Raw genomic sequence first — 13,210 nt, 5'->3', positions numbered from 1 at the left:
CCGGGCTTCGGCGAGCAGGTGCCGGCGGTGAAAGCGGCCGCCGTCGTTCATCACGAACACCGTCGCGGCGACGTCGACGGCCGCCAGGGCGACGTCGACCACGGCGGCGACCTGGGCCCGGATCGCCGCAGCCGCGGCGCGGGCGTACTCGAGGAGGGAGGTGATGATGTCGGCGGCGACACCGGAGGTGAGGATCGCGCTCGCCTTCCACCAGGCGCGCAGCTGCGCGAGCGGCCGGGTCTTCTGCTTGGGCGGGCGGGTCTTGCGGGCGGCGATCTGGTTCAGCTTGGCGCGGGCCCGCTCGGAGACCACCGGCAGGAACTTCAGCTCGCCGTTGTCGTCGACGGCGGTGACGTACTCGTGCTCCAGGTCCTCCATGCAGGCGGCGATCTGATCGCTGCGCCGGGCAGTCCAGCGGATCAGCTCGTGCGGCACCCCGGCGATCTCCATCACCGGCCGGCGCCCCGGGGTGACGGTGCGCGGCTCGGTCGCCAGCCCCAGCTCCTCGCAGACCTCCGCGGCCACCAGTTCGTTGTAGAGCGCGGAGGCGGCCACGGTGTTCTCGTGCAGGGCCAGGGAGTGGACCGAGCCCCACTTCCCGTCCAGCCGCTGCCCCTTCACGGACAGCAGTAGATGGTCGTGCAGGAGTTCTTCGCGTTCAGGGTGTCTCATGAGACAGCTGATCCCGACCTTCGCGCCGGTCAGCGAATCGCGCGGCGCGATGCCAGGCGGCGTGAGCCTGTGAGGCGGTGAGACAGCGCCAAGATGCTGGACCGGTGCGCCGGCTTCGGCAGGACAGTGGGTCATCTCGGCCTCCTGCGCTGGGGGCCGATTCCAACGACAACGGTCGTGGCCCGTTCGCTGAGTTCGTCGCGGAGGGCTTCGTTGTCGTGGTGGAGGGCTGCGATGGCGACGGCCGCTGCTTGAAGCTGCTTCTCCAAGTGGGTGCACTGCTGGGTCTTTGCGGTCAGCTTCTTGCGCAGGTCAGCGATGGTTGTGTCGCGTTGTGCTTCGCGCGGGGTTGTCTTCCCGTGTTGGGCGATGTGGGCGTCCCACTCGGCGAGGATGTCCTGGGCTCTGTTCATGGTGGCTCGGCTGACCTGGGCTTCTCGCCAGAGGTTCTCCTTGGTCAGGCGCCCATCGGTTCTCTCCGGTCGTCCGGCGAGGAGTCTGGTCATGGCAGCCCGGAGGGCCGCGCCGCTCTTGGTGCTGACCCTTCCTTTCGTCTCGTCCCCGGCGGTCATGTGCGGGCCTCGCCGGCTTTGTCCAGGATCGCTTCGACGCGTTCGAGTTCGCGGGTGATCAGTTGCTTGCGGCAGGCGGGGAGCCCCGGGGTCTGCAGCAGCTTCAGCTGCGTTCGCCGGTGTGAGTCGTGGATAGGGATGTGCTCGATGCCGATCATGCTGTTGCCGCATCGGTCGGGCCGGCACCGGTCGTGGAGAGGGCCGGTGTGGCCTGGCGGAACGTCGGCGTGCTCGAGGCAGACGGCGCCGGAGGGGTTGGTGTCGTCGTAGAGGCAGTTGTTCAAGGTGCCGAAGCGGATGGTGACGCGTGTCTTGCGCAGGAGGTCTTCCTCGACGCGGGCGTCACCTCCGCGTGCCTTGGCGGTCGAAATGATCTGGTCGAAGGTGGAGGTGAGGCGATCTGCTCCGGGGCCGAAGCCGATGACCTGGCCCTCCTTGTGGAGGCTGAAGAGGTCCTTGATCTTGCGGAAGCGGGCGACTTCGATCGCGTCCTTGAGGTGCTCGGCCCAGGATGCGTCTCCTGCGGCATAGCCGCGGGTGGCGGCGTTGGCGAGAGCCCTTGTCGCGATGTGCTTGAGCTGGATGCCCAGCGCGATCTCCGAACCGGCGAACTGGTCGGTCAGCATGGCCATGGTCCGGCGGAACATGTGGGGCCGGACGTATCCGTCGGGGATTTCGTCGAGGCCCGACCAGGTTCGGTCCTGATTCACGCTGTCGATGAACGACCTCAGCACGCGGACTCCGTGGATCTTCTGCGTCCCTCGGCGGGGCATGGCGGCGAAGATCCGGTCGCTCTCGGTGAGTAGTTCGGCGACGGCGATGGCCTCTGCCACGGGCTCTGTGATCCACCAGTGCTTTCGTGGCTGTCCGGGGCGGCCCTTGTGGAGGGTGGAGGCGATGGCGGGCGAGCTGTAGTGCTCGACCACGCTGTCGCGCGTGATCTCCTGGACCTCCGAGTCGCGCATCATGGAAAGCCCGACCACCAGGACGAATGCGGCATTCCGGAGCGCGATTCTCAGGTGGTAGAGGGAGTAGGCGTCGATTCCCGGGTGCCAGGGTCCGGTGCTGCCGTCGGGCCGCGTGACGTGCACCAGGTCATCGATGATGCTGTCCGGGCAGAAGCGTCCTTCGGCGACTGCCTCCATGGCCATCCGGCATCGCTCCGAAGCGCGCTTCGAGTGTCCGTGGAAGAGCGCGTTGCCTGACTTTCTGTCGAACCCGAGCAGCAGGGCCAGATAGTGGTAGTTGGGCTGCGGGATGGTGCCGGTCGGCCGTCCATTCTCGAAGCGGACGGGGACCTTGTTGGCCGGATCGGCCAGCCACGTCCTGACTTCCTCGTGCCTGCCTCTGATCCGTGTGGAGGCCGCGGTCTTCAGCTCTTCGTAGCGGTGGCTCGCGCGGAGGATGTCGGGCGCGAAGGTGTGGATGTAGGTCCAGGCCGCGCGGATGAGCGGAAACCAGATGTGCGGGGGGACGGGCTTGAGGACCAGTTCCGAGGACATCGGGTACTCGGCCACCTGCCGGGCGGTCTTGCCGGGCCAAGGGTCGTCGGAGGGCCAGGGCAGACTCAGCGCGGGAGCCATAGCGGTCATCTGCCGAAGGAGTGTGACGTGGCTCTTCGTGGTGGCGGGACCGATGGTGGTGCTGTCCCGCATGTACTTGATCCGCCTTCGCAGGACGTCGCTCGTCCATTGATCAGGACAGGGCGGGACACCGTTCTCTGCAGCCCAATCGGCCAGGCGTCGCAGGTAGGAGACGAAGTTCTGCATGGTCGGGACAGCGATGCCCGTGCTGCCCAGCGACAGGCCGTGATTGATCACAGCGTGATGGGTCGGGTTTGCGGCGATCATGAGGACTTCGCGGGTCAGGAGATTCCAGTAGGGGTCGGTCAGCGGTCCTGCGAAACGGATTCGCCAGGTGCTGGGGGCGACGTTCGCCGGACGTCGCAGGACGCTGTTGAAGTCCCAGAAGTCGGTGTCCCCGAAGCGCGGGATCCTGCCGTCGGGGTCCGATGCACCCGTTTGTGACCGGCCCTGGACGACCGGCTCGTCGTCGCGGAACAGTGGGGCCCGCAGTTGTTGCGGCAGGGTGAGGTTCACGCGTCGAACTCCACGTGGGCGGCCAGGGGCAGGTTCAGGGATTCCCGGCCGGCCTCGATGTGCTTGCGGGCGAGTGTCTTGTCCGCGTCGGACCGGCCGGCGAGGACGGCTCTGAGGTTGGTGAAGCTCTGGCCCCACTGGGCAGTGAACACCTTGGGAGGGAGTCGTCTGCGCAGTCGCTCGAGGTGTTCTTCGAACAGCAGCAGCTGGGGAAGCTGGCTCGGCAGGATCCACGCATTGCGGCATTCCAGACAACGCAGGGGCGCGACCGAGCACAGTTCACCAGCCGGGCTGAAGGGGGACTCCCAGGGGTTGCGGCAGTGAGTCACGCCCATGTCGAGCTGTCCCTGGATGATCCCGTCGGCTTCTCGTGCCGCCAGGCCCAGAGCTTGGAGCTGGTCAGGGTCCTGGAGCTGGTCGGCTGCCTCCGGCGTGACGACGGTGGGCCCTTTCGCATCCTCCTCCTTGGCCAGGGCCTTGTTGAACCAGTGCTCCTGTGCGGTGTTGATCACCTGTCCTGAGAGAATTCGCAGCGTTGTGCCCTGCGCGTAGTGGCCGGCGAACGTCTCCTGAGTATGGTCGTCGGCCGCCCCACTGATGCGTCCCCCGGTGACGATCGCCTTCTCCACTTTGGTGGACTTCCGCAGCCGGCCCACGTGAGCCTCGCCGGACACGGTGACGCCCCAGACTCCGAGCCAGGAAGAGAAGTTGGCCGTAGGGACCAGGGGGTTCCATTTGTCGAAGACCAGCCGCCCGTCGGCCCAGGCCACGGCCCGTACGAACAGGGAGTCGGTGATCTGCGGGGCCCTCTGTCTGACTCTCTCCGTTGCCGCCATGAGCCTGCGGACGACTTCGCTGGCCTCGCGGCGGGGCTGGTCGGAGAACACATCGCCAGCGGTATCGGCCGCCACATCGCTCGGGTTCGCGTCGTAGAAGGCCCGGTGCCGCATGCGCGAGGCCCGGTTCTTGGTCAGAGTCAGCCGGACTCCTTTGGGCAGGAACTCGACATCCTGGGTGCCGAACTGCGTGAGCTCCTCCGGGGCATGGCCCGTCGCGTCGATCAGAAGAACCCGGAAGGCGTGGAGGTCGAGCGTCGTGGGGTAGAGCATCGCAACCAAGCACTTCATGAGTCTGTGCTTGGCCACGTTCGACACGAAGGTGCCGTCGGCACCGAGCGCGAGCTTCCGGAGCTCCTCGGGCCAGCGGGGCGACGGGGGCATCGACATCCGGATCTCACGTGGCTGGAGGTCACCGTGGGCGAGTGCCCAGAGCAGATCGGCGATGCTCGTCCAGCTGCCGACGTTCGGGTGCCGTCCGTTGTCGGCAAGTTCCCATCCCCGCTCAACGCGGGTCTCCATCGCCCGGACGCACTGCCAGGCGGCGCGGACCATCGCCCGCTTCTCGGCGCGGGTGAACTCGTCACGCTCGCTGGACTCGCCCCAGGAGATCGTGATCGGTCCACGGACAAGACGAGCCAGCGCCGGGTCCACCTTCCGGTCGGCATGGTCGTCCCTGCGGATGATTAGCGTGCGCACGCCGCTCGAAAGGTAGCCAGGCCACTTCGAGCCGGCCGTGTAGGTCTTCGGCAGTCCCCTCTCCCACTCGACCAGCAGGTCCACCAAGCCCGGCCTGGCCAGGGTGAGCTCACTCGCCGCAGGCCCAGCCGCGGTGTCCATTGCCGTGCAGAAACGGTGGATCGCCGACCGGTAGGAGACTGCCCAACCGGTGATCTCGGTGGCGGTCACATACTCCACCCACTCGTCGGCCAGCTCCGCTGCCAGCCGCGAGCAGGTGTAGTCGGCAGGATCGATATGAAGAACGATCTGCTTGACGGCGCCGCGTTTGCCTTCGACAGCCCGGATGCCCAGACGGCCAGAGGCGCCGGGAGACGCGAGAGCCTTCTGCACGAGTTCGCGCTTGGCGTTGGTCAGGGGCGTCATGGTGTGCCAGCCCTGTTGGCGGCGACGCCCAAAGCGTGGGCGGCGATCTGCGCGTAGGTGGCTTCCCCGTCTCCGAGCCAGTTGCGGAACGCTTCCTCGAAGTCGTGGATCAAGTCGTCGGTGTACTCGAGGTAGGCGTATGTGGTCTCCGGGCTGGCGTGGCCCAGTCGCCGGCTCACGATCAGTAGAGGGTTGTAGCGGATGTGCCCGGTGAGGTAGGAGCGGTGTCGGCGCTGCCGCCTGGCGTGATCGGGTTCTTCCCCGTCCATGAGGTTCTCCAGGTAGGTCAGCAGCTGGAGTGCGTAGGTGTGGCGCAGGTCGTGCCAGCGCCAGCGTTTCGCGGGCAGACGCGGAGTCGTCTCGTCAGCGAGGCCGACCATGCGGCGCCATGCCGCGTGCCGGTAGCGCTTCCAGGAGTCGGCTCCGGGCATCAGCCCTCCGCGGCAGATGAAGACCGCCAGCGCTTCGAGCCCGAACTCGCCTTCGTGCACTGTGATGCGACGCAGGTTGGCCGGCATCGCCGAGATCGCGTATTCGCGCTCGACTCCCTGCAGCGTGCCCCGGACGCGTCCGTCGACGTAGTCGATCCGCGCGACGACGAAGAGGTCGCGGTGCTTGCGCGCGAGTGTCCGCGCCGCCGCCCGGGCCAGCTCTGGACGTTCCAGGAGGCAGTAGGTGTCCACCGAGTCGACGGCGTCCTCGGGAACGTAGATCGTGCGGGCCTTGCCGTACTTCGCGCATGCCTGAACCGTGAACTCGGCGGCCGATCGAGCCACGCCCTGCCCGATGCCGAGCTCGGGGAGCAGCACGGTCGCCCACTCGCGCCAGCGCGAACCGGTGCCCAGAGCCAGATCGGCACCAGCACGGCCGCGGTGAGGAGCTGAGCCGCGGAAGGAGCGGTTGACCTGAGCGTCTGGAAGCTGTCCGCCCAGGCCCACGTCGCGGAAGTACCGGTATTGCTCGAACGTCATGTGCCGGATGTCCATCCCCAGCCGCAGCCGCGGGCTGAGCGCGTTCCTGCCGCGAGCTGCCACACGCACCGGGCGTCGATCAAGGTGCCTGTTGTCCACCAGGAACCCGTAGAAGCGGTCGATCAGACCCGACTCCTTGCTCCAGGCCGCAGTCTCGATCGGCCGCCGCTGGTGTCGGGTGCGAAGCCTCTTGTAGGCCACCAGGTCGGACTCGGTGGCACTCAGCAGATCCGCCCCGCGGCCGCCCTGATGCCTGTCCAACCGGGCGATGATCCGGCCGTAGTCACGCATCGTCGAGGCGTCCAAGTCGGCGTACGACAACGACCTGGCCCACGAGTTCAGGGGCTCGACCGGCAGCAACGTCTCATCGTCCAGGTAGATCGGAGTGCCATCCGAGATACCTCGATGCTCCAGAAGCGCAGCCACCTCGGCGCCAGACAGGGCGTCGCTCTGCAGGTACCTCTCCACCAGCGCCCGATCAACCGAGAACAGCTGCACCCGCCACTCCGCTCAGAAGAGATGAGAGACGAGATGTACCAGGCGCTGGCCGTCCGCAGAGCTGATCTTCACTGTCCCGAGGGATGGGTAATGAGACAGATCTGAAACGCCCCAAGAACAGGAGGGGGAACCCGTTCCTGTTGTCGTAGTGCCTAAACGCCGCGACGACCAGAGCCGGGGCCTTCGCGCGCCCCCGGCCGGACGCCCACCGGGTCTGTGCGACCTCATCCTCCAGCCAGCGAAGGGTCACGGCGACGGCCCGCTCGTGCGCCCGCTCGATGACCCGGCGCGTCCGCTCGTCCCCCAAGGCCCACAGCACGACCAGTGACGCCTGCGGCCGGAACACGAAGTCCAGGGCGAGCAGCGGGGTCTGCTTGCGCTGCTCGATCTCCTCGATCGGCTGACCCAGGACGGTGGCCCGCCTGGCCGTGGCCGGGTCGACGCCGTCGTCCAGGAGCTCGCGCTCCAGGCGGTCGGCGTCCGGGTGCCGGCCCTCGCCGAACAACCGCTTCATCTGCCGTTCCGTCACCACCTGCCCGTCTGTGAGGCCCAGTGCGGCCAGGCCGCGGCCCCTCCACACCCGGGGCGGAAGCCCGGCCCCCTCCTGGGCGTCCTTCAACGACTGGCCGACAGGGCGGTGCCCGTCCCCGAACGCGACCCCGCGCACGTAGTACCGCCAGGCATTGCGCCGCTGCACCTTCGCAACACTGATCATTCCCGCAGGAGACACCGGCTCCGACCTGCACAAAAGAGCGATCCCGTGGGGCGGGAGGGTGCACCGGAACTTCACGGCCGATCCCGCACAGCGGGCGCCGGCGACAACGTCGCGCCCGCCCTGCGGACACCCACGAGGCCCATGCAAATACTGCGCGGCACCCGGTCACACACGCCTCACCCGCCCCGAAAACCGCCAGCAGACGCCGCTATCGCCACAACGCGTACTCCTACGTACCGCTCCCCCACCAACCGGCCGAAGACACCGCGCCCTGCACCACGTCACCGACTCTCCGCCCCCGGCATCGCCGGGGGCTTCTTGCTGCCTGGAGGACTGACGTGCCGACCTACGAGACCACGTCCCGCTTCACCACCGATCTGGACCGCCTCACCCCAGAACAGCGCTATCGCTTCCGCCGGACCGTGGCGGCCTTCGTCGAGGACCTGCACCGGCGGGCGATTCCGCGCCGGCCTCCGCATCAAGGGCGTGCGCTGCGCACCGGGCGTCTACGAACTCACCTGGGCGCCGGACGGACGCGCAACGTGGTCATACGGCGGGGAGATAGTCGCTGGGCTTCCCCACATCGTGTGGCACCGGATCGGGACCCACAGCATCCTGGCTGGTCCCTGACCTGAGCGGTCTTGCGGGTGAGGGGCGAGCGGTACGGGGTGCCGGGTTCATGGGCCGCAGCGTTTGCCGCGGGGGGTGGGTCCTGTGCCCTGGTCGACTTGGAGTTTGACGTGGATGTCGGGGAATTCGACTTCTTCGGGGGGTTCCTTGGTCCAGGCTCGCAGCGGGGTGATCCGTGTCCAGGAGGTGCTGGAGGCTTCGGGGATGATCAGGGCCTCGCCGATGGCCAGGCTGGTTTCCGGGCATGACGTCGTGGGCGTGGTGGCGAACACCTGGATGTCTCCCACGGTGGAGGCACCAAGCACGGTGATGGAGACCCTGCCGTCAGGAGTCGACCAGGGCTTCCCCGACGTCGCGATGACCTCCGCCTCGTGCGTACCGGGCTTGAAGGGCCGCAGCACCGCTTCCTCCTCCTCCGAAGCACCCGATGATGCGCCAGCGGTCGGCGTCCTGTCGGCAGGGCCTGAGCCGGGTGCAGCGGGGGAGCTGGTGGAGGCTGTGTCTTTCGGCGCGCGACCGGTGGGAGTTTCGTGCTGTGCGTCAAGCAGGGGAAGAGCCAGCCATATCGCCAGAGCCAGTCCCGCGGCGGCAGCCGTGCTCACCACCCCCACCAGAAGCGGCTTCCTGCGGGGTACCGGCCTGCCGGATCGGGACGAGTTGGGTGGTTGCGTCCTCACTTCGGCGCCGGACCCGGTGGTCTGCTGCCTGGGCGGAGGGTTGCCGGATACGGGCCCTGGGGTTTCGGGTGCGGGTGGGGCGGTGGTGGTGGTGCGGGCGGCATCGGCCCGCTTCCAGCGGTGCAGACACTCCTGGACCGCCGCCGGGCCGCCCAGGGCGCGGGCGATGGGCTCGACCGTCGTCCAGCGGGGCAGGCGCTTGCCGTTGAGGGTCTCGGAGATCGTGCTCACCACGATGCTCGCACTCGGATCCGCGGCACGGATACGACGCACGATCTCGGCGTAGCTGGGCTTTCTCGCCTCACGGTGCAGCGCGCGCAGCCACGCGGCGAACTCCTCCACCGGATCCACATCCGCCCCCACCCCCGGCACCCCTTCTTCTCTCTTGTCGTCTGTGGCCTCGGTGTCCGTGGCCTGGGTGTTCGCTGTCGTTCGCCGCCGTTCGGAACACCCCACCGAACCGCTCTCAGGTGTCTCAATGAGTCACGACCACCCAACCAGTCACCGGGAGGCACCACCGTGACGTTGCTGATTCTTCCCCTGGCCGCCCTCGTCCTGAGCGTGATCGGCCCCCTGCTGGCGACCGCCGTCGCGGTCCTGGCCCACGATCCCGCCCGTCGCACCGACGCCCGCCACGTCCTGACCCTCCTCCTCAACCGCCCCCTCATCAAACGCCGCCAGCACCAGCACGACATCCAGCCGCCCACCGCCTAAACGGTGCTCTCAACGGAGCTTGCGGCCGGTGACCTTTTGCTGACGTCGATGTCCTGGCCGTCTGGCGGAGTGTCGCCAAAGGCTCCAGCCCTTGCCTTCTCGCACGAGCCGCCGACGTACGGCTCGTGCGAGAGGGCCTTCAGATCTCTTCCCGAACTGACGGCGGACCAGGAGTGAGATCCGCCCACACCCGCACCCGTACCCCGCCCTCGCCGGGAACCCGCAACACGGCCCCAGGACCAGGGGAAGCCCACAGGGCAGCGATACCGTCAGCCGCCGGACAGTTCGGCGACCCAGGCGCCGTCCCGGATCGCGCCGCCGGGCTCGATCGCTGCCGTCCAGGCCGTGGCGGGAACCTTGAGGACGGCCTGGTGGATTGCTCGGTGATGGTCATGCCGACCGAGTACGACAGAGCCACCGGCCACGCTGGGCGAGCCAGGCCACGAACTCGTGGGTGCCGCCGCCGGAGTCGGTACGGATCAGCGTCCGGCGTCCGCGCCGGTACTTCTTCGGCAGTTACGCCAAGGCGAGCCCAGCCGTGGTGATGTGGTCGGCGGCGGTATTGCTGCCCGCGCTGCCTGGCCTGAGCAGGCCGGCCACCGGCCCACCGCTCCCGCCGCTTCCCTGATCGACGAAGGCCATCAGAGGATGGTGGCCGAAGGTCTTCTTCCAGGTCGCGGTGGCGTCCTGCTTCTCGGAGTGGGCTAGCACGAGAACCCCGTCCAGGTCCACGATCACCTGCCCCGCGGCATCCGGCGCGGCGGTGCCGGCCAGCTTCCAGACGCGCTCACGCGCTTCAGCCCGAGCGGCCCTTATCGCGGACAGGGCCTCGGTCCAGCTGCGGCGAGGGCGTCGACGAGCCGGGAGACCGTCGGGTCGGAGGCCACGGGCCCGAACACGCCGGGCTCGGCCCGCAGCCTCCCGACATCCGCGAGGCAGTCCCCGCCCAGCGCAACCGCGAGGGCCACGTCCAGGAGAATTTTCCCCGGATCGAGCACCGCCCGCGGCCGTTGCCACGGCGCAAGCACCGCCGATATCGCCTGGCCCAGCCCGGTCTTGCGGACGGTCTAGACCAGCAGTACGGCCCCAGCCTGGGACACCACCCCACGGCCACCGCCCTAGATGCGGACGCGTAGGTAGGACCCGATACGTTTCTTCACCTGGGAAGTGCCTCCGGCGGTGATAGGAACAAGGACCTCGAAAATCCTCATTCTTGCTGCTCAGAGGCACTTTTCGCTTACCTGACCACCCGTCGGACAGCTCGCTTCATGAAAGCGCGAGGCTAAGCTCGACCCCACCCCACCAGCGAACAGACCCCCTCCATGACCAATGGCCTCACCTGGATAGGCGCCCACGCCCACACCGCCACGCCCGTCCCCGGAATGCGCGGCGGCATCTCCCTCACCCTCGCCCGAGGCATCGACCCTGACGAGTTCCTCATCAACCTCGGGGCCGACCTCGATCAGCTCGCCGCCCGCACCCCACTGGCCGAACTGCGTAGCCAGCCCACCCCGCCCGGCCACGACCCCACCCGCTACGCCTACGCGATGTACGGCAGCGAGGGTGAGTGGACGTACGTGCTGGAGAACGACCACGCCGCGACCTGGGCAACCGGCTTCCGCCGTGTCCCCTCGATGAGGCCCGGCCCAGGTGAAGACATCCTGTGCGCCAGCCGGAACCTGTACAGCCCGCCCGCCGCGATCCTGCACGTCGAAGGCGACGAGGTGATACGGCGCGCAGAGTTCGGCACCACCACCGGCCACGAGTCGGCATTGGATGCGGCGCTCACCGCCGCCGGTGCCGTCTTCCCCTCCATCCCCGACGCCACCGCCGACGAGGTGACCGCCTACTACGAACAGCACGGCGCGCGTCTGCCCACCCTGGTGTTCACCGCGCTGGGCGCGTACACGGGGCTGAGCATCGACCAGGATGCCGCACAGGCCGGGAATCTCCCCGCCGTCCACCTCCTCACTCCTTGAGCGACTCTGTCGGGGATCTTGTGCGCGCGGCTCATTTGCCTTGCCGCCACCAGCATTCCCAGGTCAGGCCGCAGGCATCGAGGTACTGCTGGAAGGTCCTGGGGCGTCGGGGGCGGTGGGGGTGGCGAGTTGTGCGCGAGGCGAGGCGTTCGATGTTGATGGCGATGCCGGTCAGAACGTGCTGCACGTGTGTCTTGCGGTGGCCGTGGTAGCGGCTGCGGCGGGCCCGGTGTCCGTTGATGAACTCGCAGATGGTGCCTTCGACTCCGGACCGGGTGGCGTAGAGCCTTCTCCATTGGGAGTCTTGCTGGTTCGCGCGGTTCTAGGCCTGGAGTTCATGCAGATGCTGTGGGAGGAAGTTCACGGTGCTCGCGGCGGTGCCGCGGGCGCAAGCGGGCCGGTCGGGGCACGGGTTGCACTGGTGTGGGCGGAACCGGGCCACGGCGTAGGGGGCCATGGCCGGTGGCTCGAGCCAGATGTGGCTGGTCTCGCCATCGGGGCAGATGACCTGGTGAAGCTTCCCCTTGATCGTGGAGACCTGGAGACTGGGACCTGAGGTTCCAGAGGAAGTAGCGCCAGGTGGGAAGCAAGTACACGAAGCGGTACACCGAGGAGTTCAAGCGGGACGCGATCGCGTTCGTCGACTCCTCGGGCAAGACGGTCACCGCCGTCGCCCGGGAGCTGGGCATCAGCTCGGAGTCCCTGCGCGGCTGGTACCGCCGGGCAAGGGCGGACCGGGGCGAGGGTGCGCCGGGCGAGCTCACGACGGCCGAACGCGAAGAGCTCAAGCGGTTGCGTCGGCAGAACGCCGAGCAGGCCAGGACGATCGGGGTGCTGCGAAAAGCCGCGGTCTTCTTCGCGAAGGAAAGCGATCGGTGAACGAGACGTATGCGTTCACCGAGGCGGAGAAGACCACCCACGGCGTCGCTTTCCTTTGCCGGCCGCTCAAGGTGGCCCGCTCCTCCTTCTGTGCCTGGCTCGCCGCGGCTACGAACCGCGCGGCCCGCAAGGCCGCCGACGAGGCCCTGGCCCACGAGATCACCGTCATCCACGTCGCCTCCCGCCACACCTACGGGGTCCCTCGCATCCATGCCGAGCTGCGGCGTCCGGGACGATGCGTGAACCGCAAACGGGTCGCCCGCCTGATGCGCGAGCACGGCATCCAGAGAGCCCACCGCCGCAGGCGACGGTCGCTGACCCAGTCGGACAAGAAGGCGAAGCCGGCCCCCGATCTGATCGGCCGCGACTTTTACGCCGAGACGCCCGGCACGCAGCTGGTCGGCGACATCACCGCCCTGCCCACCGGCGAGGGCTGGCTCTACCTCGCCTGCCGGCTCGACCTGGCCACCCGCGAGGCCGTCGGCTATCCGATGGCCGGCCACCACCGCGCCGACCTCGTCATCGACGCGCTGAAAAAGGCAGCCGGACGCGGTCGCCTACAGCCCGGTTGCATAGCGCATTCGGACCGCGGCAGCGAATACACCAGCAGCCTCTTCCGCCACTACATAAACGAGCTGGGCCTCCGACAGAGCTGCGGACACACCGGATCTTCTTTCAACAATGCCGCCGCGGAGAGTTTCTGGGCCCTGCTCAAAGAAGAGATCGGCACCCTGCTCTGGCCCGACCGGGCCACCGCTCGCGCCGAGGTCTTCGACTTCATCGAGACGTTCTACAACCGCCGCCGCCTGCGCAAGCACAAGGTCTTCGGCTACCTCACCCCGGCCGAGACCCGACAGCGGCACC

At 68.1% G+C, this 13,210-nt stretch carries 11 protein-coding genes and 2 pseudogenes; 4 read left to right on the top strand and 9 right to left on the bottom strand.

All coding sequences use genetic code 11. The features are described from left to right. The 7 genes from VN520_RS19805 to VN520_RS19775 form a co-directional block, all read right to left on the bottom strand. Positions 1-672, bottom strand: a 672-nt coding sequence (locus VN520_RS19805) for a relaxase domain-containing protein (RefSeq protein ID WP_325748262.1), incomplete at its 3' end; no start/stop codon positions are given. A gap of 131 nt (positions 673-803) precedes the next feature. After that, the gene (locus VN520_RS19800; RefSeq protein WP_325748261.1) at positions 804-1,244 is read right to left on the bottom strand and encodes a hypothetical protein; all 441 of its coding nucleotides are present in this window, start codon (positions 1,242-1,244) and stop codon (positions 804-806) included. After that, positions 1,241-3,343, bottom strand: a complete 2,103-nt coding sequence (locus tag VN520_RS19795) for an integrase (RefSeq protein WP_325748260.1) — start codon at positions 3,341-3,343, stop codon at positions 1,241-1,243. Before VN520_RS19795 ends, VN520_RS19800 begins: the two co-directional genes overlap by 4 nt. After that, positions 3,340-5,283 carry a hypothetical protein gene (locus tag VN520_RS19790; RefSeq protein WP_325748259.1) on the bottom strand — a complete coding sequence of 648 codons (1,944 nt, stop codon included), beginning with the start codon at positions 5,281-5,283 and terminating at the stop codon, positions 3,340-3,342. The genes VN520_RS19795 and VN520_RS19790 overlap by 4 nt, the downstream gene beginning before the upstream one ends. Beyond that, entirely contained in the window at positions 5,280-6,752 is a 1,473-nt protein-coding gene (locus tag VN520_RS19785) for a hypothetical protein (protein ID WP_325748258.1), read from the bottom strand. The genes VN520_RS19790 and VN520_RS19785 overlap by 4 nt, the downstream gene beginning before the upstream one ends. Then, a complete protein-coding gene (mobF, locus tag VN520_RS19780) occupies positions 6,733-7,467 on the bottom strand; it encodes a MobF family relaxase (protein ID WP_325748257.1) in 735 nt (244 codons plus the stop codon). The genes VN520_RS19785 and mobF overlap by 20 nt, the downstream gene beginning before the upstream one ends. A 677-nt stretch (positions 7,468-8,144) precedes the next feature. Continuing rightward, positions 8,145-9,137: a helix-turn-helix transcriptional regulator gene (locus VN520_RS19775; protein ID WP_325748256.1), complete on the bottom strand. Its 993-nt coding sequence runs from the start codon at positions 9,135-9,137 to the stop codon at positions 8,145-8,147. A gap of 156 nt (positions 9,138-9,293) precedes the next feature. On the opposite strand from VN520_RS19775, the gene VN520_RS19770 reads away from it, so the two are divergent. Then, on the top strand, positions 9,294-9,488 hold the full coding sequence (locus VN520_RS19770) for a hypothetical protein (RefSeq protein ID WP_325748255.1): 195 nt from the start codon (positions 9,294-9,296) through the stop codon (positions 9,486-9,488). Positions 9,489-9,630: 142 nt separating this feature from the next. Here VN520_RS19770 and VN520_RS19765 read toward each other — a convergent pair. Continuing rightward, positions 9,631-10,591, bottom strand: a pseudogene (locus tag VN520_RS19765) (IS1380 family transposase); the annotation flags it as partial. Positions 10,592-10,810: 219 nt separating this feature from the next. Here VN520_RS19765 and VN520_RS19760 point away from each other — a divergent pair. After that, on the top strand, positions 10,811-11,467 hold the full coding sequence (locus tag VN520_RS19760) for a hypothetical protein (protein WP_325748254.1): 657 nt from the start codon (positions 10,811-10,813) through the stop codon (positions 11,465-11,467). A 31-nt stretch (positions 11,468-11,498) separates the two neighbouring features. Here VN520_RS19760 and VN520_RS39670 read toward each other — a convergent pair. Beyond that, positions 11,499-11,774: pseudogene (locus VN520_RS39670) on the bottom strand (transposase); the annotation flags it as partial. Positions 11,775-12,046: 272 nt separating this feature from the next. On the opposite strand from VN520_RS39670, the gene VN520_RS19750 reads away from it, so the two are divergent. Both VN520_RS19750 and VN520_RS19745 read left to right on the top strand, forming a co-directional pair. Beyond that, complete coding sequence (locus tag VN520_RS19750; protein WP_325748253.1) at positions 12,047-12,346, top strand: transposase; 300 nt, start codon at positions 12,047-12,049, stop codon at positions 12,344-12,346. After that, the coding region (locus VN520_RS19745; RefSeq protein WP_325748252.1) for an IS3 family transposase at positions 12,343-13,210 on the top strand (868 nt) is incomplete at its 3' end. The genes VN520_RS19750 and VN520_RS19745, both read left to right, overlap by 4 nt.

Origin of the sequence: Streptomyces sp., assembly GCF_035563135.1 — a bacterium.
In the GTDB taxonomy this organism is placed as follows: domain Bacteria; phylum Actinomycetota; class Actinomycetes; order Streptomycetales; family Streptomycetaceae; genus Streptomyces.
Note: the sequence above shows the minus strand (reverse complement) of the source record. Positions and strands in the feature narration are given on the sequence as shown.

Bases quoted from the DNA above. Each gene is read 5' to 3' on its own strand.
- mobF (WP_325748257.1), bottom strand. From the start codon at position 7,467: ATGATCAGTGTTGCGAAGGTGCAGCGGCGCAATGCCTGGCGGTACTAC.
- VN520_RS19760 (WP_325748254.1), top strand. From the start codon at position 10,811: ATGACCAATGGCCTCACCTGGATAGGCGCCCACGCCCACACCGCCACG.
- VN520_RS19790 (WP_325748259.1), bottom strand. From the start codon at position 5,283: ATGACGCCCCTGACCAACGCCAAGCGCGAACTCGTGCAGAAGGCTCTC.
- VN520_RS19800 (WP_325748261.1), bottom strand. From the start codon at position 1,244: ATGACCGCCGGGGACGAGACGAAAGGAAGGGTCAGCACCAAGAGCGGC.